Here is a 20158-nt window from a genome sequence, read left to right on the forward strand (position 1 = left end):
AGAATACCAGTGAACTCGAAACCTTTCCGGGAGGCGGGTCCAATTGGAACATCTGACCGTTATTTTGCGTACCGTGCTCATTTACGTTACCGTGTTTGCGGTGCTGCGCATAATGGGGAAACGGGAAATCGGCAAGCTGTCCTTGTTCGACCTCGTCATCTCGATCATGATCGCGGAGATCGCCGTCTTCGTGCTGGAGGACGTCCACCGGCCGATGCTGGACGGGCTGCTGCCGATGTTCACGCTCGTTGCGATCCAGGTAACGCTCGCCTTTGCGGGCCTCAAAAGCCAAAAGCTGCGCGGCTGGATCGACGGCAAGCCGAGCGTCCTCATTCATAAAGGCGAGCTGAACCGGGAAGAGATGGCGCGCCAGCGTTACAATCTGAACGATCTTTTGCTGCAGCTGCGGGAAAACAACATCGTCAACGTCGCCGACGTCGAGTTTGCCATCCTCGAGCCGTCGGGCAAGCTGACCACAGTGACGAAAGAGCAGGCCGGGACGGCGGAAGAGGCTCCCGATGCGGCGCGGACGAAACAGACGGAAGCTCCGCCGCAGTTTCGATACGAAGGCTTGCCGCTGCCGCTCATAATGGACGGGAAGGTGCAGGACGACAATTTGAAGAAGCTTGGCAAGACGAGATTTTGGCTAAAAAACGAAATTCAGGCCAAAGGCGTCCGGGAGTTCAAGGACGTGTTTTTTTGCTCGATCGACCACCGGGGGAGAGTGTTTCTGGACAAAAAGCGGTGAGCGGGAGGAAATGCCGTGGCTCCGATGCGGTGAAATCCTTGCGGAGCGGAGGATGAAATACGGGAGCGGAGAGTTTACGCGTCGCCTTTGAAATCGGGTTGTTACCGCCAAGGTACAATTGGACAACCCGATTTCAAGAGCGACCGGAGCCCCGTATTTCACCGCAGCGGAGCCTGGGCATTTCTCAACCTGTCCCAGTAAGTTACGTCCGCCGCCATATTTTCCGCGACCAGCGATGAAGCCGCTGCATATCGTCGAGATCGATGAGCCGCAGCAGAAAGACGAACAACAAATACACGAGCAAGGCGATGGCGGATGCGGAGAAGAACCGGAGCAAATTGCTGTCGTGCCACGGAACGGCCATGACGACGTAGCAGCACAAGCCGCTGACAGCCATAGAGCCGCCGATTTTAACGAAATCAGCCATGTTCATCGAGAACTTGAGCGCCCGCACGACGCTGCTCCAATGGAGCAAGGTGACGAGCACGATATTGATGTTGATGGCGAATACGGCGCCGCGGATGCCGAGCTCCGGCTTGCTGGCGAGAAACGCAATGAGCGCGAGCTTGGCGACGGAGCCGATGAGCGTGTTGACGAGCGCCGAGCCGGGGCGGTCGAGCGCTTGCAGCGCGGCTTGCAGCGGCGCCTGAAAATAAATGAAGATCGCGACGGGCGCCATCATTTTGAGCAGCACTCCGACTTCCGGCTGGTTATACATATACAGGCAGATCGGATCGGCCAGCACAAACATAAGCACGGCGAACGGGGCTCCGGCGACAAGGGCGAGGCGGAGCGACTGGTGCAGCCGCTTGTGGATCGTCAGCATGTCTTTGCGCGCCGCCGCTTCGGACAGCGACGGAATGAGCGATACGGAAAGAGACGAAGTGAGGGCGCTCGGCAGCAGCAAAATGGGCATTACCATGCCTTGCAGCGCACCGTACTGCGCAGTCGCCATAGCCGTTGAAATGCCGGCGGCAGCAAGAGCCTGGGCGATGAAAATCGATTCGAGCAAGTACGACGTCGCGCCGACGAGCTTGCTGCCCGTAATCGGCACGGAGATGCGGAGCATTCGGCGCAGGCCCGACAAGCGGCGGGGGGCCTGCGACGAGCCGATGCTTGCGTGAACGGAGGCAGGGCGATGCTTGCGATTTTGCCGGTAATGGAACAGCAGCAAGAGCATGCCCGCCAGTTCTCCCGCGAGGACGCCGAGCATCGCTCCGGCGGCGGCCAGCTCGATTCCGTAACGAAGCAGCGCGGAAGAGCAGACCAGCACCATGACGATGCGGACGATCGTTTCGGCTGTCTGTGATGTAGCTGTCGGGATCATATTTTGCCGGCCTTGGAAATAGCCGCGGAACACGGACGAAACGCCGATCATCAGAATGATCGGAGTCATGACGATGAACGTCGAGTAGACGCGCTTGTCCGTCAGCAGGCGGCCGATGATCCACTCGGCTCCGAACAGGCAAAGCGCCGAGAAAACGACGCTGAGCGAGCAGGTGAGCGCCATCGCCAGCTTCAGCACGCTGTGGATGCGGCGCTCGTTCCGTTCCGCTTCCGCCTCCGCGACGAGCTTGGCGACGGCGACCGGGATGCCGCCGGTAATGATCGTCAACACGACGATGAGAAACGGCCATACCATCTGATACAGGCCGACCCCCTCGGCCCCGATGACGCGCGGCAGCGTAATTCTCGGTATGAAGCCGAGAAGGCGGTTGATGAGACCTGCGGCGAGCAGTATCATCGTCCCTTTAATAAACGATTGCTTGCTCAAACGTCATCCCTCTTCCGTCGAAAACAGTCTTGTACCACCATATGCGAAAGATGTACGAGCTCATGCACATATTTTGCGGACAAGGCGGCGCTGCGGCAGGAGAAAGGGCGGACCATGGCGAATGTAGCTGATACGTACGGACAGGAACGGAGGAGAAAGGCGCATGAGCGAACATGAGGACGGCGTTCCGGCCGCAGACGAAGCGGAATCCGCGGCGCAGCAAGAAGCCGGGGACGGCGAAACGGCGCTTGACGAAAACGAGCTGAACGAAATGATCGAAGGCTTGTGCCACAGCAAGGCGGAAGAGTTCCGCATGCTCGGCTACGAGCACGTGACAGGCCGCGAAGTGTGGGAGTGCGTCAGCGACAAATACGGGAAGAAAGGTTATCCGCCGCTGCACCAATCGTGAACGATATTTTGTCGCTCAAAGTGACGCAGCTGATGAACTATATGACGATGAGCATTTACAAGAAAGCCCAGCCGTAACGGCGCGGGCTTCGTTTTTGACTGCGGCGGAACGCAGGATGGAATATGGGATGGAGAAGCGACTTTTGAACTCGTGTTCCTGCCTTTTGTTCAATTCACGGGAACACGAGTTCAATGGAGCCGGAATCCCATATTCCAATCCGCAGTACCGCCGCCTATCTCGAAACGGCGGTTTTCGCAGTTTTCGCCTTAAATTGACTCGATTTTCACGGGTAGGTATAATACTACTATTGAGTATCGAGAGGAGACTTGCTCGCAGATGAACGGCAAACGCTTTACCGCTTTTTTGCTAGTGGTAGTCATTACGTTCGGCATCATCGGGGCCACAACCCCATGGTTATTGAAAAACGTCCGCTTGGGACTCGATTTGCGAGGCGGCTTTGAAATATTGTACGTGGCCGAACCGCTTGAAGCGGGACAAGCCGTTACGCCGGATGTGCTGAAACGAACGGCCGAAAGTGTCGCGCAGCGCGCGAACGCGAGCGGCGTGGCCGAGCCCGACGTCACGACGGAGGGCAAAAACCGCATTCGCGTCCGGCTCGCCGGCGTAGCCAACCAGGAAGAGTTACGCAAAATTCTTCAGGAGCCTGCCCAGCTCACGTTCCGCAGCGGCCCCCCGGATTTCAAAACGATCGAAATGCGCGGCAGCGACTTCGTCGAGCACGGCGCGACCGTCGGCTTCGAGCAAGGCACGAACCGGCCGATGGTGCAAATCAAAGTGAAGGATCCGGCCAAGTTTCAAGCCATTACGAAGCGTCTGACGAATCAGCCGCTGGCGATTTATTTGAACGACGAGCTGCTGTCGGCGCCGAACGTCAGCGGTGAAATATCCGGCGGCACAGCCGTCATTACGGGCAACTATACGCTCGCCGAAGCGAACAAAATCAGGGATACGATCAACCTCGGCGCGCTGCCGCTGAAGCTGACGGAGAAGTACACGCAATCGGTCGGCGCATCGCTCGGCCAGCAGTCGCTGAAGGAAACGGGCATCGCCTCGGCGATCGCTTCCGTGCTCATTTTGCTGTTCATGCTCATCTGGTACCGGGTGCCGGGCATCGTCGCTTCTATCGCCCTGATCTCGTTCACGTGGCTGCTGCTGGCCGTCTCCGTCCTGATGCATGCGACGCTGACGCTTCCGGGTATCGCCGCGTTCGTGCTCAGCGTCGGCATCGCCGTCGACTCCAACATCATTATGGCGGAACGGATCAAGGACGAAATGCGCAGCGGCAAAAGCATCCTGTCTTCGCTCAAGTCGGGCTCGAAACACTCGTTCCGGACGATTATCGACGCGCACGTGACGACCGCGCTTGCCGGCATCGTGCTTTACATTATCGGTACGGGCTCGATCAAAGGTTTCGCGCTCACGCTTCTGCTCAGTATCGTCCTGAACATTTTGACGAACGTCTTTTTCTCCAGATGGCTGCTGCACATGATCGTTCGCAGCAATTTGGCGCAGAAGCCGGGATACTACGGGGTAAAGGAGTCCGAAATTCATGCGCTATAATTTCAAGTTCGATATCGTCAGGCACCGGCGCAAGTTTTTCGCAGTCTCCATTGCGATAACTTTGATCGGCATCGTGATGCTCGCCATTTTTAATTTGAATTACGGCGTCGACTTCCGTGCCGGCACCAACTTCGATATTACCGTCGGCCAGGCGACCGACCAGGCGAAAGCGGCCGATATCTTCAAAAATGCCGGCTACGATCCGTCTACGCTTACGGTCGGCGGAACGAACAACGACCGCGTCACCGCCCGTTTCGACAAAGTGCTTGGACAGGCGGACGAGACCAAGGTGCAGGCGGCATTCAAAGCCGTTTACGGCGACAAAGTTTCGATGGAAGTGAACACCGTCGATACGGAAATCGCCCGAGACCTTGCGGTCAAAGCGATTTACGCCGTGCTGGCCTCGACGATCGGAATCGTCATCTACGTCAGCATCCGCTTCGAATGGCGTTTCGCCATCGCCGCGATTATCTCGCTGCTGCACGACGCGTTCATCGTCGTAAGCCTGTTCTCGATTTTCCGGCTCGAGGTCGACTTGCCGTTCATCGCTGCCATACTGACGATTATCGGCTATTCGATTAACGATACGATCGTTATTTTCGACCGGGTCCGCGAAAACTTGCGCTTCGCCAAGCTGAAGACGTTCGACGATTTGGCCGAGCTCGTGAACCGCAGCATTTGGCAGACGATGACGCGCTCGATCAACACGGTCATCACCGTCCTTATCGCCGCGCTCTGCTTGTTCATCTTCGGTTCCCCGGCCATTCGCCTGTTCTCGTTGGCGATGATCTTCGGGCTCGTGAGCGGCACTTACTCGTCCGTCTTTATCGCCAGCCCGATCTGGCTGCTGCTGAAGAACCGAACGCTAGGTTCTAAAGCCGCCAAACCTGCCGTAGAAAAATAATAAGTGAGCCGCGCGACTCGTTTGCCGCGGCTTTCCAGCTTTTATTCACTTCACAGAGGAGTGGCCTTCATTGACAGACGATCGTTTTCGCAAAGCGGAATTCGCGGCTTGGGTCGGCATCGTCGGCAATATCGCGCTAGCCTTGCTGAAAGGGGCGATCGGCTGGTTCGCGAACAGTAAAGCGCTGCTCGCCGACGCCGTGCATTCCGCCTCCGATGTAGCCGGCTCGCTTGCCGTGCTGGTCGGCATCCGAGCCGCCAAGCTTCCGCCCGACGACGACCACCCGTACGGCCACGGCAAGGCCGAACCGATTGCTGCTATTATCGTTTCCGTTTTACTCATGGTGGTCGGCGTGGAAATCGGCATTTCGTCCATTAAGGCTATTGCCCATGGCGTCGCCGAACCGCCCCGCTGGCCGGCGCTCGTTGCGCTGCTCATCTCGATCGTCGCCAAGGAGGCGATGTTCCAGTACAAATACCGCCTAGGGAACAAACTGAACAGCCAAGCGCTTATTTCCAACGCCTGGGAGCACCGCTCGGATGTGTATTCGTCGCTTGCCGCTGTCGTCGGCGTAGGCGGAGCGATGCTCGGGCAAGCGCTTGATCTGCCCTGGTTTTATTATCTGGATCCGGTTGCCGGCCTCGTCGTGTCGGCGCTCGTGCTGAAAATGGGTTACGGCCTGATCATGGAATCGATTCATAATACGATGGACCACGTTCTTCACCGGGAAGACGCGCAAGAGCTCGTTCAGGCGGTGCAGCGCGTGAAGGGGGTCATCACAGTCGACGATCTGCGCGCGCGGGAACACGGCCATTATGTCATCGTCGACGTGAAAATCAGCGTCAACCCGCGCATTACCGTCATGGAAGGACACGATATCGCCAAGACGGTAAAGCAGCATCTGATGGACCGGTTTGTGCACGTTTCCGACGTCTTCATTCATGTCAATCCTTATGACCCGGGCTATCCTTACAAAAACAACGTCGATTCGGATCAGGACGACGCGCCTACGCTTCTCCATTGATCCGAAGCAGGGGGGCGGCGGTACTACGGATTGGAAAAGGGGATTCCGGCACCGCCCGACTCGTGTTCCCGAGAATTGATGAAGTGGAAGGAACACGAGTTCAAAAGTCGCTTCTCCATCCCCTTTTCCATCCTACGTACCGCCGCAGCACAACTAGAGTAACAAACTGACTGTAAGGTGAGGGAATCCTATTGCTCGAATCTAAAGCACGCTGGCTCGTCGGCGAAGCGGACGAAGCTGCCGCCGAGGCGATTTGCGCCGCGCTCGGCGTAGGGCCGCTCATCGCCCGGCTGCTTGTGCAGCGCGGCATCGGTTCGCCGGAAGCGGCCACCCTGTTTTTGCAAGGCGGGAAGGACGATTTTCACGATCCGTATTTGCTGGACGGGATGCAGCCGGCGGTGGAACGAATTCGAAAAGCGCTGGACAGCGGCGAGAAAATACGCATCTACGGCGATTATGACGCTGACGGCGTCAGCTCAACATCGCTTATGGTCCATTTGATGAAACAGCTGGGCGCTAATTTCGATACATATATACCGCACCGTGTGCGCGAAGGCTACGGCTTGAACGACGCGGCTGCCGACCATGCCAAAAGCAGCGGCGTTTCGCTGATCGTAACCGTCGACACCGGCATCAGCGCCGTGGAGCAAGTGGCCTATATCCGCACGCTCGGCATGGACGTTATCGTAACCGATCACCACGAGCCGCCGGAAATATTGCCGGACGCGCTCGCCGTCATTAACCCGAAAAAGCCCGGCTGCCCGTACCCTTTCAAGCATTTGGCAGGCGTCGGCGTCGCCCTGAAGCTGGCCCACGCGTTGCTTGGGCGGCTCCCCGAGGAGCTGCTGGAAATCGCCGCCATCGGCACGGTTGCGGATCTCATGCCGCTTACCGGCGAGAACCGGCTCATAGTGAAGCTGGGCCTCGAACGGATGCGTGCCACCGCCTACCCGGGCATCGCCGCGCTGCTCGATGTGGCGGACATCGACCGCAAGGAAGTGAGCGCAGGGCACATCGGCTTCGCCATCGGCCCGCGCATCAACGCCAGCGGCCGGCTGGAGGCAGCGGATGCGGCCGTCAAGCTGCTCACTGCAGGCGACGCTGCGGAGGCGCAGCAGCTCGCCGGCGAGCTGGATGCGCTGAACAAAGAGCGGCAGCGCATCGTCGAAGAGATGACGAAGGAAGCGATGCAAATGGCGTCCGAACAGCACGAGCAAGGACGGCTGGCGATCGTGCTGGCGAAGGAAGGCTGGAACGTCGGCGTCATCGGCATCGTCGCCTCGCGGGTGACGGAGACGTTTTACCGTCCGACCGTCATTCTCGGCATCGACGCGGAGACGGGGATGGCCAAAGGGTCGGCGCGCTCGATCTCCGGCTTCGACTTGTACGAAGCGCTCACGCATTGCAGCGAGTGGCTTGACCATTACGGCGGGCATCAAGGGGCGGCCGGCATGTCGCTTCACCAAGGCCGGATCGCGGCGTTCGCCGCAAAGCTTGACGAGCTGGCGCGATGCTGGCTGCAGCCGGACGATTTCGTACCTGTGGCCAAGGCCGAATTGGCATGCTCGCTCAGCGACGTGACGGTGCCTCTCATCGAACAATTGAACAAGCTCGCCCCGTTCGGCATGGGCAATCCGATGCCGCGGTTTCTGTTCAAGGAGCTGCGGATGGAGGAGCAGCGGTTGATCGGCAAAGACAAGCAGCATTTGAAGCTGACGGTCACGCAAGACGGGATGGAGGGGGGAGCGGCGGTCGACGCGGTCGGCTTCGGCAAAGGCGCGCTGCTTGCGGCCATGTCGGCTACGGCCCGGCTCGATGCGATCGGCGAAGTGTCGATCAACGAATGGAACGGGCGGCGCAAGCCGCAGCTTATCCTGCACGACTTGCGCATTCCGCACGTGCAAGTGTTCGACTGGCGCGGTGCGGGGCAGCGGCTGGAGAGCAAGCTGCAGGAGACGGCGGCAGCCGGACTGAAGCCGGCGATTGTGCTGCTGCAGGCGCGCGATGTTTTCGGCGGCATGCCTGCAGGCGTACCGGTATGGCGATACGAGGCGGCGATCGGCCGGCTTGCGCCATGGAATGAGCCCGCCTCCGCAGGCGAACCGGATCCGTCTTCGCTGAGCGACGTCGTCCTGTACGACATGCCGCACCGGCTTGACACGCTCAGTGCCGTCCTTTCCCAACTGCGCGGCGTTAAGCGATGTTACGTCGTCTGGCACGATGACCCGTCAGAAGCGCTCGGTGCCATGCCGGGGCGGGACATGTTCAAGGCCGTGTACGCCACGCTGCTGCAGCAAACGGCGGGGGGCGCCGCGCCGCCGCGCGAAGTGCGCGAGCTGAGCCGCCGCACCGGATTGTCGCCGCACATGGTACAGTTCATTTTGCGTGTGTTCGAGGAGCTCGGCTTCGTTCGCGCCGCCGGATCGGACGCGTACGCGGCCGTGCCGTCGCCGGCCAAGCGCGACCTGGCTTCTTCGCGCCTGTACCAGGAGCGGCAGCTGCAGGAAGAAGCCGAGCGCTTCTGCACGTACGCTTCGACGAAGGAGCTGGAAGCCTGGATCGTCGCCAGACTCGGAGCGGGAAGCGCTGCGTCCGGCGCGGCTGAACCTTTGCTAGACGCCAAAACCAAATCTACCGATTCCGCATGGGAGGAAGTTATATGAATTTCAAAGATTATATTCGCGTCATCCCCGACTTTCCGCAGCCGGGTATCCGCTTTAAAGATATTACAACGCTGCTTAAGGACGGCGCCGCCTACCGCGCGGCGATCGACGAGATGAAAAGGCTCGTCGCGCATCACGAGATCGAATTGATTGCAGGCCCGGAAGCGCGCGGCTTCGTCGTCGGCGCTCCGCTGTCGTATGCGCTCGGCGTAGGCTTCGTGCCGATCCGCAAAAGCGGCAAGCTGCCCGGCGAAACGATCGAAGCGGACTACGCGCTGGAATACGGCAAAGATAAGCTTTCGATGCATAAGGACGCCATCCGCCCGGGACAAAAGGTGCTGATCGCCGACGATTTGCTCGCCACCGGCGGCACGATTGAGACGTCGATCAACCTCGTTCGCCAGCTCGGCGGACAAATCGTCGGGGCGGCGTTCCTGATCGAGCTGACGTACTTGGAAGGCCGCCGCAAGCTGGACGGGATCGACGTCGTTTCGCTCATTCAGTATTCGTAATACGGCGCATCACGCATAAAGCCAAAGGCCCCTGCTCAACGCGGGGACTTTGGCTTTTTTGCTCCGCCAGGGAGTTCTAGCTGCGTTTATAGTCTGCTGAACCTGCTGCCAGGGGTTTAACTGGAGGAGTAAAAGCGAGCAGAGTGCCTGGCTCCCCGCAGCCGGCTTAACGCCAGGGCGTTAAGCTGGAGGCGTAACGGCGAGCAGCGTGCCGGGCGTCTCGCAGCCGGCTTACGCGGGCAAACGCAATCGTCCATAAGAGCGGCGCAAACCGCTTATCCTCGCTGCGATGTTGCCGGACTTCGTTCGACATAATTCGAGGTCAAGATACGCCGCACGACCCGCCAAACCTTGACGCAAAGCACGATTCAGGCGCATAATGAATAAAAATCGACTAACGGAAAGGAAACATCCATGGGAATTGAGCAGCTGCTGGAGAAGGCGGGCACGTATTTGAAAGAAGCCGAGCTCGCGCGCATCCGCGAAGCGTACGAGTTCGCCGATCGGGCGCACTCCGGCCAAGTCCGCAAATCGGGCGAACCGTATATTTTGCATCCGCTGGCCGTGGCTGATATTATTGCCAGCATGCAGATGGACGCCACCTCGATTATCGCCGCGCTGCTGCACGACGTTGTGGAAGATACGGTCGTATCGCTGGAGGCGGTGGAGGAGCATTTTGGCCGCACCTGCGCGATGCTGGTCGACGGACTGACGAAGCTCGAACGGATCCAATTCCAGTCGAAAGAAGAACAGCAGAACGAAAATTACCGCAAAATGTTCGTGGCGATGGCCCGCGACATTCGCGTCATTCTCATTAAACTGGCGGACCGGCTGCACAACATGCGCACGCTCAAATACCAGTCGGAGGAGAGCCAGCGCCGCATCGCCGAAGAGACGCTGGAAATTTTTTGCCCGATTGCGCACCGGCTCGGGATGTCGGCGATCAAGTGGGAGATGGAGGACATCTGCCTCCGCTATCTGAACCCGCAGCAGTATTACCGCATCGCCAATATGATGCAGAAAAAACGGGCCGAGCGCGAGCAGTACATCGAGGACTGCATCCGCACCATTCGCGAGAAGCTGGAAGAGATGGGCATTCACGGCGACATTTCCGGCCGGCCGAAGCATTTGTACTCGATTTACAAAAAGATGACGTCGAAAGGGAAGCAATTCAACGAAATTTACGACTTGCTGGCGATACGCGTCATCGTGGAAAACATGAAGGATTGCTACGCCTCGCTCGGCATCATCCATACGCTGTGGAAGCCGATGCCGGGCCGGTTCAAAGACTATATCGCGATGCCGAAGCCGAACATGTACCAATCGCTCCATACGACGGTGATCGGCCCGAGCGGGGAGCCGCTCGAAGTGCAGATCCGGACATGGGAAATGCACCGCACGAGCGAGTACGGGATCGCCGCCCACTGGGCATATAAGGAAGGCGCGATGGTGCCGTCCGGCTCGTTCGAGGACAAGATGAACTGGTTCCGCGAAATACTCGAGCTGCAAAAGGAAACGACGGATGCAGCCGAGTTCATGGAATCGCTCAAGATGGATTTCTTCACCGACCTCGTTTACGTGTTTACGCCGAAGGGGGAAGTGATCGAGCTGCCGGCCGGGTCGGTGCCGCTCGACTTCGCGTACCGCATTCACACCGAAGTCGGCAACCGCACGATCGGCGCCAAGGTGAACGGCCGCATCGTGCCGCTTGACCATCGGTTAAAGACCGGCGACATTGTGGAAATTCTCACTTCCAAACATTCGTACGGCCCTAGCACGGACTGGATCAAAATCGCCCAGTCTTCGCACGCCCGCTCCAAAATACGGCAATGGTTCAAGAAAGAGAAGCGCGAAGAAAACGTGCAAAAAGGCCGCGAGGCGATCGAGCGCGAGCTGAAGCGGCTCGGCTACGACGCCGCGGAGCTGATGGCGGACGAAAAAATGCTGGAAGCCGCCAAAAAGTTCAATTTTAACGACATCGAAGATATGCTGTCTGCCGTCGGCTTTGGCGGCATAACGGCAGCGCAAATATGCACGAGGCTGACGGAGAAGCTGCGGCGCGAGGCGGAGGAAGCGCTGACGCTGCAGCAGCTTACGGCGGAGAAGAAGGAAGCCAAGGCCCCTTCTGCGGAGAAAAAGTCGCGCCAGGCGAGCGGCGTTACCGTCAAAGGCGTCGACAATTTGCTTGTCCGCTTTGCTCGCTGCTGCAATCCGGTGCCGGGCGACGACATTATCGGATATATTACGCGCGGCCGCGGCGTTTCCGTGCACCGCTCCGACTGCACCAACATTCCACCTGCTGACGGCGAGGAGGGCAACCGGGTCATCGAAGTCGAGTGGGCGGATTCGGTCGAAGCCAGCTTCAATGTCGAAATCGAGATTACCGGCCACGACCGGCGCGGGCTGCTCAACGAGGTGCTGCAGGCCGTATCCGAGTCGAAGACGGTCATGTCGGCGGTGTCCGGACGCTCTGACAAAAACAAGATGGCGCAAATTCATATGACGATTCTCATCAGAAATATCGATCATCTGCATATGGTTGTGGAGAAAATCAAGCGCGTCAAAGACGTTTATTCCGTCCAGCGCATTATGCAGACATAGAAGGCGGGAGCGGAAAGCGATGCGGGTAGTGGTGCAGCGAAGCAAGGAAGCGCAAGTGACGGTGGACGGCCGCGTTGTCGGCCGCATCGGGCACGGTCTTATGCTGCTTGTCGGCATTACGCACGACGATACGGAGCAGGATGCGAAGTACGTCGCCGACAAGGTGGCGGGGCTGCGCATTTTCGAGGACGAAGAAGGAAAAATGAATTTGTCGGTTGTTGATGTGGGGGGCGCGGTGCTGTCGGTGTCGCAGTTTACTCTTTACGGCGATACGCGAAAAGGCAAGCGCCCGAATTTTATGGCCGCAGCGAAGCCCGATCATGCCCTCCCTTTGTATGAGCGATTTAACGAGCTGCTGCGCGGGCATGGGCTTGTCGTCGAGACCGGGGCGTTCGGCGAAATGATGGGCGTTTCGTTTACGAACTGGGGTCCGGTTACGCTCATCGTGGACAGCCGGGCATAAACGGCATATATTGCGCGGATTTTGGCCATGCTGGAAGTAGGCAGTCTAGAGTCAGACAGTCTATTACAGAAGGAGATTTGTCCCTCATGCGCCGGTCCGCGAAACAACATGTGCTGACTAACCTTGATACGCAGCTGCTGCAGCCTTCGTATACGGAGGCTATAGCATTGGCTTCGCCCGTTTTGGGCGATGCCGAGCTGGGCGCGGCATACACGTCCGTAAGCGAGCAATTGAAGCAGACGCCGAACAAGTCGTTTCGGCCTTAATCATGCAGCGAACAGAAGCCCTTTGCCGTCTTGTCCGAACGGCAAAGGGCTTTTTCCTGCGGGTGCGGTTGTGTTACACTTAGGTAGGCTTGCCGCGGAACGGCCAGGCCGGTAAGGAGTGAAACGATTTGAACATATTATTGTCGCGCGTCGGATTCGAGACTATTTCCCCGGAAATGTTTCATTTGCATAAGCTCTTTTTTGAAGACGTCACGCTGGTGGAAGACGATTCGGCGGAGGCGCCGGTCGATTATAGATGGGATATTCGGGTTCGGGACGAAGAGGACTTAATTGAAGCCGCAGCCAAGCTCGAGCGCGTTGGCGGGCCCGCCGGCGCATGGGAGCGTACGTCCAAGCTGACGGTCGGTACGGAGGCCGACGGCCGCAAACGGGCGTTCCGCAAAGCGGTGTGCTCGGCGATGCTGCAAACGCTGCAGGACGCTACCGGAATCGAGCAGCCGTGGGGCATTTTGACGGGCGTCCGGCCGACCAAGCTGATGCACAATTTGCTGCTAAAGCACGGGCGCGCCGAAGCGAAGCGGATGCTGATGGAAGAGTACCTCGTCACCGAGCGCAAGGCAGAGCTGCTCACAGACATTGCCGAACGCCAGCTCAAAGTGATTCCCGACCTGTTCGCGCTTGACCGCGAGGTCAGCATTTATATCGGCATCCCCTTCTGTCCGACAAAATGTGCGTACTGCACGTTCCCGGCCTACGACATTCGCGGCCAGAACGGCTCGGTGGCGGCGTTTCTGGAAGGGCTCCATTATGAGATTCGCGAAACGGGCCGCTGGCTGAAGCAAGCCGGTCTGGCCGTCACGACGATTTATTGGGGCGGAGGCACGCCGACGAGCATCGAAGCGCACGAAATGGATGCGCTGTTCGCTACGATTCGCGATTCGTTCCCGGACCTTTCGCTCGTCCGCGAGCTGACCGTGGAAGCGGGGCGCCCGGACACGATTACGCCGGAGAAGCTGGACGTTATGCGCAAATGGGGCGTCGGCCGCATTTCCATCAACCCGCAAAGCTTCACGCAGCAGACGCTCGATGCGATCGGCCGCCACCACACGGTGAAGGAGACGGTCGAAAAGTTCAAGCTGGCGCGCGAGATGGGCATGAACAACATTAACATGGACCTGATCATCGGTTTGCCGAACGAAGGCTTGGCGGAGCTGGAGCTGTCGCTTGCCGAGACGGAGAAACTGATGCCGGAGTCGCTCACCGTCCACACGCTATCGTTCAAGCGCGCCTCGAAAATGACGAAAAACCGCGACGCCTACGAGGTGGCGGAACGCGACGAAATCGCCGAGATGATGGCGCGAGCTACGGCGTGGACGGAGCGGCACGGCTATGTGCCGTACTATTTGTACCGGCAAAAAAACATTCTCGGCAACCTCGAAAATATCGGCTACGCGTTGGAGGGACGGGAAAGCCTGTACAACATTTTGATGATGGAGGAGCGCCAGACCGTCATCGGTCTCGGCTGCGGCGCCGTCTCCAAAGTGGTGTTTCCCGTCCGCGGCGGGGAGGAGGGGCCGCAGCGCATCGAGCGGTTCCCGAATCCGAAGGAGCCGAGCGTCTACAACGAGGCGTACAAACAGTACGTGGACAAAAAACTGCGGCTGCTGGACGAAGCTTACGGCGCGGCGCTTAGCGGAGTGTAGGACTGGCGCAGCGGCGGCCCGGAGCGGGGGCGGCCGGTGCGGTGATTGCATGGCTGGCAGTAGAAGGAATCGGGCGCTGCATCTCGGACGGTTAGGCGGGCCGTGCCGCCGCGTGCAATTGCGCTGAGGGCAACTGCAGAGCGGCTCTCCCGGCAACGGCCCGCTGCAGTTGCAATTGGCGCACTTACAGCAGCATTTTTATGACACAAGCGCCATAACGCATGTGCAATTGCAAAGTGCTTCTGCAACTTCGGGTGGGCAATCGGCGTCTGTAATTGCGGCTGTGGAAAATGCCTCCCGGGATTTTCGCGGAGATGCGCTGTACAGCTGCGCCAAACGGCATTTTCCATGCGCATTGGGACCTCATATCATTTATCGGCAGGTGGATCATGGGCTCGGAGTCGACTAGCAGCAATACATCGAAACAGCGGACAGTTATTCTCATCGCCATCTTACTTGCAGCGCTTGCAGCCTGTGCGGCCTTGTATTACTGGTACAGCCACAGGCATGCGGTGAGCAAGCCGGGCGTGCCGCAAAAGCTTGAGCAAGTGCAATCGGTAAAAAACGTCAAAGACAGCTACGACCTGATCGTTGTCGGCACCGACCCGGAAGGAATCGCGGCGGCGGTATCCGGGGCGCGCAACGGACTCAAAACGCTGCTCGTCGACGGCCGCGACCGGCCGATTCTCGGCGGGCTCATGACGCTCGGCTGGCTGAACAGCATCGATATGGTAACGGAAAAAAACAGTCTCGGCCAGCATGAGCCGCTGAACAAAGGGCTGTTCTCGGAATGGTTCAAGCATATCGAGGGCGACTCGTTCGACGTCACCACGGCGGCTAACGCGTTCTACGACATGGTCAAAAAAGAACCGAACATCGATTTGCTGCTGAAGGCGAAAAGCATCGAGCCGGTGGTGGCCCCGGCCTCCGGCGGCAATGCGGCTTCGGTCGTGCAAGGTGTGAAGCTGACGAAAGCAGACGGCTCGCAGCAAACAGTCAAAGCCAAAGCCGTCATCGACGCGACGCAGGACGGAGACATCGCCGCTGCCGCCGGCGCGCCGTTTACATACGGCCGGGCCGACATGGGCGATCCGAACGCCAAAATGCCGGTGACGCTCGTGTTCAAATTGAACAACGTGACGCCGGAAGTGTGGGAGCAAATCCGCAAACGGCTGAACGGGGACAACAATCCGGACACGAACGCGACCGAAATGAGCGCGGCCGGCTACGGCGATATGAAAGATTATCCGTCGACGAACAAGGATCGGGTGGCGATGCGCGGGCTCAACATCGGGCGCCAGAACGACAATTCGGTGCTTATCAATGCGCTGCAAATTTTTCACGTGGACGGACTTGACCCGAAGCAGCTGCAAGAAGCGATGGAGATCGGCAAGGCGGAAATCCCGCACGTTGTCGATTATATGAAGAGCAAGTATCCCGAATTCAAAAACGTCGAGCTGGGCGGCTTCGCTCCCGAGCTCTACGTGCGGGAAACGAGACATTTGGAGGCGGAATACAGGCTCAATATTTTGGACGTGGCCGAAAACCGCGACCAATGGGACCGCATCGCGTTCGGCTCTTATCCGGTCGACATTCAGCGTCTTTCGTACGCCGATTACGGAACGGTCGTGCTCAATCCGGTCAAATTCGCGGTTCCGTTCCGAAGCCTCGTTCCGCTTAAAGTGGACGGGCTCCTCGTCGTCGGCCGCGCAGCCGGCTACGATTCGCTGCCGCACGGGTCGGCCCGCGTCATTCCGGTCGGCATGGCCGAAGGCGAAGCAGCCGGGGCGGCTGTGAAAACGGCGCTGGACGCCGGCGTCACTTTGCGGCAGCTGTCTGCGTCGAAGGAGCTCATCGGCAAGCTGCAGGACGGCCTGAACAAGCAGGGCATGGAGCTGAAGCCGTTCACGATCAAGCCTCAGCCTTATATGGAGCACAAGGAGTATGCCGGGTTGAAGGCAGTGCTGGAGCTCGGCCTCGTCGGGGGCGGCTATAGCAACGATTTCAAGCTCGACGAAGCGTCCAATCCGAAACGAATGGTGAATCTCGTCGGCGGCGCGAGGAAAATGAAGCCGTCGGCGTTCCCCGGGGACGCCGGCGCCGCGATCGCGAACATGGCCGATGCCGACAAAAAGCCGCTGACGCTCGATCAGGCCGCTTATACCGTCGTGCGGGCGCTCGGCTTGAACGGGACGCCGGAGCAAGCTGTACAGCTGCTGCAGCAGCGCGGCTTGATCAAGCCGGAAACGATCGCTCTGATCGCAAACAAGCAAAGCTTGACTAACGCCGACACATGGATGCTGATCAAAGACGCGCGGGACGTTATTGCGCGCCAAGCCGCATCTTAGCAGGGGATAACGGAACAGAGTTCCGTTATATGCGGAATTTCCCGCAATTTCCCAAAATTAGCGGAACGGCAATCCGTTATTTGCCCGCTAATGGCTGCAAGAAACGTAGACGATCATGTACTTGCGGCAAATAGCGGAACGGCAATCCGTTAATTGGTCGCCAGCATCCTGATTTTCACAAATAGCGGAACTGCGTTCCTTTATGAATTCGCGCGACGGCGCTTTAGCGCAGCTTGTGCATCGGACACACCTGAACAGGGGCTGCCGGACTTGCATACCGCGTCCATAGCATGCCAACGATAAACGGCTTGCGCCGTCCTTCAGGCGAGCGCGTTTACCGTAAAGGAGTCAGCCGGGCATAGGCGCAGCTAATACTTTCTGACGTAGTAAAAAAGCCATCCGAACTGCGCTAAAGCGCATTCGGATGGCTTTTATGCAGGTACTGGGGTTTGGAGGGCGGAGGCGCTAGTCGGCCGACTCGGCACCGTCGCTTGCGTTGTCTGCCGCCTCCGCGCCGTCATCTGCGTTGTCTGCCGCCTCCGCGCCGTCATCTGCGTCATCTGCCGCGTCCGCATCGTCTGCGCCTTCATCTGTTTCCGCATCCGGCTCCGCTTCGTCTCCGCCATCCCCATCCCCGTCGGCGTCCGCTTCCCTGTCGGCATCGCCTTCTCCGCTGTCGCCGTCCGCCGCCGCGCTATCTTCCCCGGCTTCGTCCGCTTCGCTGCCTCCCTCTTCGCCGCCGCCCTCTTCGCCGGCCTCGCCGCCTGCGCTGTCGTCTGCCTCGTCCGCTTCTTCTTCCAGCCAAACGACGAGATCTTCCTGTTCTTGTCCTACCGCTGCTTCGTTCATGCAACTTCCTCCTTATCGAATGTGCGAAGGTCATCTTCGCGTTACCATATATATGATGAAAGGGTTTACATATGCTTCGTGATGAAACTGTAAAAGACCTTCCAATTATGTAACGTAATTGTAACCTTGTTTTCATGTGGCGTTAATGTTACTCGGCTATAATAACAATCGACCCCCTTTTCAATATAGAATCACGCTGGAAGGCCTGCAGCTCGGAGCTGCGGGCCGATTTTTTTTGCACTCGGGCATAGGGGATAGGCAGGCGTGAAATGCTAATCCGGGCGAGGCGCAAAACACTTACTTTTCCCAAGTTCCTATGGTAGAATGAAGCTACGTACGAAGCATTACGCCCGAGGGAGTGGACTGACATGGGAGACCATCAAGATTTGCAGCTGTGCCCGAAATTCGAATCCGCGTTCGAGCTGCTCGGCAAAAGATGGACGGGACTCATCATCAGAGTGCTGCTGAGCGGGCCGAAGCGCTTCAAAGACATTTCCGATCTGATTCCGAGCATGAGCGATCGGATGCTGTCGGAACGGTTCAAAGAGATGGAAGCCGCCGGCATCCTTGTTCGCCACGTATATCCGGAAACGCCGGTGCGGATCGAATACGAGCTGACGGAAAAGGGCAAGGGCCTGGCGCCGGCGATGGAAGAGCTTCAGAAGTGGGCGGACCGCTACGCCTGACCCGATAAGCCTGACTTGACACGGACTGACAAGTTCATTAGAATAGCTAGTAATGTAAAAGCATTCATTCACTGATCCGTTGAAGGGATGAAGTAGTTCGCCTTCGCTTATGCAGAGAGGGAAGCCGCAGGCTGCAAGCTTCCTTAAGCCGAACCGAACGAAGGACCTCCCGGAGGACGTGCGGGGAAACGCTAGCGCCATCATGACACAAGGGCGCCGGTGCAGTAGCCGTATCGCGTATGGCGGGCGTTAACCGCGGCAAGAGCGGAGCGGCAAATCGGCAATGGCAAGATGCTCCGAATGCGGGTGGTACCGCGGGTGATGAACGGTTGTTCCATCTCTCGTCCCTAGCAATTACGCTTGGGGCGGGAGATTTTTTCATTTATCGGAGGTGGTAGAAAATGAGCATGCAAAAGCCGACAGGAACACAGGATTTGCTGCCGGGCGAAGTGGAGAAATGGCAGTTGATCGAGGAGAAAGCGCGCGACGTGTGCCGCCGTTTTCATTATAAAGAGATCCGCACCCCGATTTTCGAGCATACGGAGCTGTTCGTCCGCGGCGTCGGCGAGACGACGGACATCGTCGAGAAAGAAATGTACACGTTCCAGGACAAGGGCAACCGCAGTCTTTCGCTGCGCCCCGAAGGCACGGCCGGCGTCGTGCGCGCCTATGCCGAGAACAAACTGTACGGCGATCCGGACATCAGCAAGCTGTATTACGTCGGACCGATGTTCCGCTACGAGCGGCCGCAAGCCGGGAGGTACCGGCAGTTCCACCAGTTCGGGGCGGAAGTGTTCGGTTCCACCGATCCGGGGCTTGACGCGGAAGTCATCGCGCTCGGCTACGCGATTTACAAAGAAATCGGGCTGCGGGACGTGACGGTGGAGATCAATTCCGTCGGCACGCCGGAAATTCGCGCGGTGTACCGTACGAAGCTGCAGGAATATTTGAAGCCGATGCTCGGCGAGCTGTGCCGCGACTGCCAGTCGCGCTACGAGCGCAACCCGATGCGGGTGCTCGACTGCAAAGTCGACCAGCACCGGTTCGCGGATGCGCCGTCGGTGATCGACTATTTGGACGATGAAGCTGCGGCGCACTTTACCAAAGTTCAATCCTATTTGACGGCGATGGACATTCCGTTCCGCCTCAATCCCCGCCTCGTGCGCGGCCTCGATTACTATACGCACACCGCGTTCGAGTTTAAAGCGGCGGGCATCGGAGCGATCGATACGATCGGCGGCGGCGGCCGCTACAACGGGCTCGTCGGCGAAGTCGGGGGACCGGACCAGCCTGGCGTCGGGTTCGGCCTCGGCCTTGAGCGCATTTTGCTCGTGCTGGCGGCGCAAGGCGTCGAGCTGCCGGCAGAGCCGCAGCTGGACGTATACCTTATCGCGCTCGGCGACGCCGCGGAAGCGGAAGCGGTGCGGCTAGCGTATGAGCTGCGCGGCGCCGGGCTCAAAGTCGACAAAGATTATACGGGACGCAAGATGAAAGCCCAGATGAAATCGGCGGACCGTTTTGCCGCGCGGTATGCGGCGATTCTTGGCGACGACGAGCTGGCGCAAGGCGTCATTACCGTCAAAACGCTCGCTACCGGCGAACAGACGGCGGTGCCGCTCGGCGAACTGGCGAATTATGTGAAAGCTAACCAATAGATGCGAAGGGG

At 58.7% G+C, this 20158-nt stretch carries 16 protein-coding genes; 14 read left to right on the plus strand and 2 right to left on the minus strand.

Going from position 1 to position 20158, the window contains the following annotated elements; translation table 11 throughout:
• The first annotated feature begins 43 nt into the window (after positions 1 to 43).
• Positions 44 to 748, plus strand: coding sequence for a DUF421 domain-containing protein (locus tag SD70_RS09500; RefSeq protein WP_041047340.1), 705 nt, complete (start codon positions 44 to 46; stop codon positions 746 to 748).
• Positions 749 to 950: 202 nt separating this feature from the next.
• Here SD70_RS09500 and spoVB read toward each other — a convergent pair whose 3' ends face one another.
• Positions 951 to 2522 (minus strand): stage V sporulation protein B, encoded by a 1572-nt coding sequence (spoVB, locus tag SD70_RS09505; protein ID WP_041047341.1) that lies wholly within the window; start codon positions 2520 to 2522, stop codon positions 951 to 953.
• A 163-nt stretch (positions 2523 to 2685) separates the two neighbouring features.
• Here spoVB and SD70_RS40270 point away from each other — a divergent pair, with 163 nt between their 5' ends.
• The 11 genes from SD70_RS40270 to SD70_RS09560 all read left to right on the plus strand — a co-directional run bounded on the left by SD70_RS40270 (position 2686) and on the right by SD70_RS09560 (position 16957).
• The gene (locus tag SD70_RS40270; RefSeq protein ID WP_394297948.1) at positions 2686 to 2931 is read left to right on the plus strand and encodes a post-transcriptional regulator; all 246 of its coding nucleotides are present in this window, start codon (positions 2686 to 2688) and stop codon (positions 2929 to 2931) included.
• Between the two features lie 336 nt (positions 2932 to 3267).
• A complete protein-coding gene (gene secD, locus SD70_RS09515; protein ID WP_041047342.1) occupies positions 3268 to 4512 on the plus strand; it encodes a protein translocase subunit SecD in 1245 nt (414 codons plus the stop codon).
• Positions 4502 to 5416, plus strand: a complete 915-nt coding sequence (secF, locus tag SD70_RS09520) for a protein translocase subunit SecF (protein WP_041047343.1) — start codon at positions 4502 to 4504, stop codon at positions 5414 to 5416. Before secD ends, secF begins: the two co-directional genes overlap by 11 nt.
• A gap of 70 nt (positions 5417 to 5486) precedes the next feature.
• The gene (locus SD70_RS09525; RefSeq protein ID WP_041047344.1) at positions 5487 to 6440 is read left to right on the plus strand and encodes a cation diffusion facilitator family transporter; all 954 of its coding nucleotides are present in this window, start codon (positions 5487 to 5489) and stop codon (positions 6438 to 6440) included.
• Positions 6441 to 6631: 191 nt separating this feature from the next.
• Positions 6632 to 9103 (plus strand): single-stranded-DNA-specific exonuclease RecJ, encoded by a 2472-nt coding sequence (gene recJ / locus SD70_RS09530; protein ID WP_052487218.1) that lies wholly within the window; start codon positions 6632 to 6634, stop codon positions 9101 to 9103.
• Positions 9100 to 9615, plus strand: a complete 516-nt coding sequence (locus SD70_RS09535) for an adenine phosphoribosyltransferase (RefSeq protein ID WP_041047345.1) — start codon at positions 9100 to 9102, stop codon at positions 9613 to 9615. The genes recJ and SD70_RS09535 overlap by 4 nt, the downstream gene beginning before the upstream one ends.
• Before the next feature lie 414 nt (positions 9616 to 10029).
• A complete protein-coding gene (locus tag SD70_RS09540; RefSeq protein WP_041047346.1) occupies positions 10030 to 12216 on the plus strand; it encodes a RelA/SpoT family protein in 2187 nt (728 codons plus the stop codon).
• A 19-nt stretch (positions 12217 to 12235) separates the two neighbouring features.
• A complete protein-coding gene (gene dtd, locus SD70_RS09545) occupies positions 12236 to 12679 on the plus strand; it encodes a D-aminoacyl-tRNA deacylase (RefSeq protein WP_041047347.1) in 444 nt (147 codons plus the stop codon).
• An 86-nt stretch (positions 12680 to 12765) separates the two neighbouring features.
• Positions 12766 to 12945, plus strand: coding sequence for a hypothetical protein (locus tag SD70_RS09550; protein ID WP_041047348.1), 180 nt, complete (start codon positions 12766 to 12768; stop codon positions 12943 to 12945).
• 128 nt (positions 12946 to 13073) lie between these two features.
• On the plus strand, positions 13074 to 14609 hold the full coding sequence (locus SD70_RS09555) for a coproporphyrinogen III oxidase (protein ID WP_041047349.1): 1536 nt from the start codon (positions 13074 to 13076) through the stop codon (positions 14607 to 14609).
• Positions 14610 to 14998: 389 nt separating this feature from the next.
• Positions 14999 to 16957 carry an FAD-dependent oxidoreductase gene (locus SD70_RS09560; protein WP_041047397.1) on the plus strand — a complete coding sequence of 653 codons (1959 nt, stop codon included), beginning with the start codon at positions 14999 to 15001 and terminating at the stop codon, positions 16955 to 16957.
• Between the two features lie 465 nt (positions 16958 to 17422).
• Here the strand turns inward: SD70_RS09560 and SD70_RS09565 are convergent, their stop codons facing one another.
• The gene (locus tag SD70_RS09565; RefSeq protein WP_041047350.1) at positions 17423 to 17806 is read right to left on the minus strand and encodes a hypothetical protein; all 384 of its coding nucleotides are present in this window, start codon (positions 17804 to 17806) and stop codon (positions 17423 to 17425) included.
• 368 nt (positions 17807 to 18174) lie between these two features.
• On the opposite strand from SD70_RS09565, the gene SD70_RS09570 reads away from it, so the two are divergent.
• Together SD70_RS09570 and hisS are read left to right on the plus strand one after the other, a co-directional pair.
• Positions 18175 to 18492 (plus strand): winged helix-turn-helix transcriptional regulator, encoded by a 318-nt coding sequence (locus SD70_RS09570; protein WP_041047351.1) that lies wholly within the window; start codon positions 18175 to 18177, stop codon positions 18490 to 18492.
• Between the two features lie 401 nt (positions 18493 to 18893).
• A complete protein-coding gene (gene hisS, locus SD70_RS09575) occupies positions 18894 to 20147 on the plus strand; it encodes a histidine--tRNA ligase (RefSeq protein WP_041047352.1) in 1254 nt (417 codons plus the stop codon).
• Positions 20148 to 20158: the final 11 nt, after the last annotated feature.

Source organism: Gordoniibacillus kamchatkensis, assembly GCF_000829455.1.
Lineage (GTDB): Bacteria > Bacillota > Bacilli > Paenibacillales > NBRC-103111 > Gordoniibacillus > Gordoniibacillus kamchatkensis.

Excerpts from the sequence above, each read along its gene's own strand:
- SD70_RS40270 (WP_394297948.1), top strand. The coding sequence starts at position 2,686 with ATGAGCGAACATGAGGACGGCGTTCCGGCCGCAGACGAAGCGGAATCC.
- secD (WP_041047342.1), top strand. The coding sequence starts at position 3,268 with ATGAACGGCAAACGCTTTACCGCTTTTTTGCTAGTGGTAGTCATTACG.
- secF (WP_041047343.1), top strand. The coding sequence starts at position 4,502 with ATGCGCTATAATTTCAAGTTCGATATCGTCAGGCACCGGCGCAAGTTT.
- SD70_RS09535 (WP_041047345.1), top strand. The coding sequence starts at position 9,100 with ATGAATTTCAAAGATTATATTCGCGTCATCCCCGACTTTCCGCAGCCG.
- SD70_RS09540 (WP_041047346.1), top strand. The coding sequence starts at position 10,030 with ATGGGAATTGAGCAGCTGCTGGAGAAGGCGGGCACGTATTTGAAAGAA.
- dtd (WP_041047347.1), top strand. The coding sequence starts at position 12,236 with ATGCGGGTAGTGGTGCAGCGAAGCAAGGAAGCGCAAGTGACGGTGGAC.
- SD70_RS09550 (WP_041047348.1), top strand. The coding sequence starts at position 12,766 with ATGCGCCGGTCCGCGAAACAACATGTGCTGACTAACCTTGATACGCAG.
- SD70_RS09560 (WP_041047397.1), top strand. The coding sequence starts at position 14,999 with ATGGGCTCGGAGTCGACTAGCAGCAATACATCGAAACAGCGGACAGTT.
- SD70_RS09565 (WP_041047350.1), bottom strand. The coding sequence starts at position 17,806 with ATGAACGAAGCAGCGGTAGGACAAGAACAGGAAGATCTCGTCGTTTGG.
- SD70_RS09570 (WP_041047351.1), top strand. The coding sequence starts at position 18,175 with ATGGGAGACCATCAAGATTTGCAGCTGTGCCCGAAATTCGAATCCGCG.
- hisS (WP_041047352.1), top strand. The coding sequence starts at position 18,894 with ATGAGCATGCAAAAGCCGACAGGAACACAGGATTTGCTGCCGGGCGAA.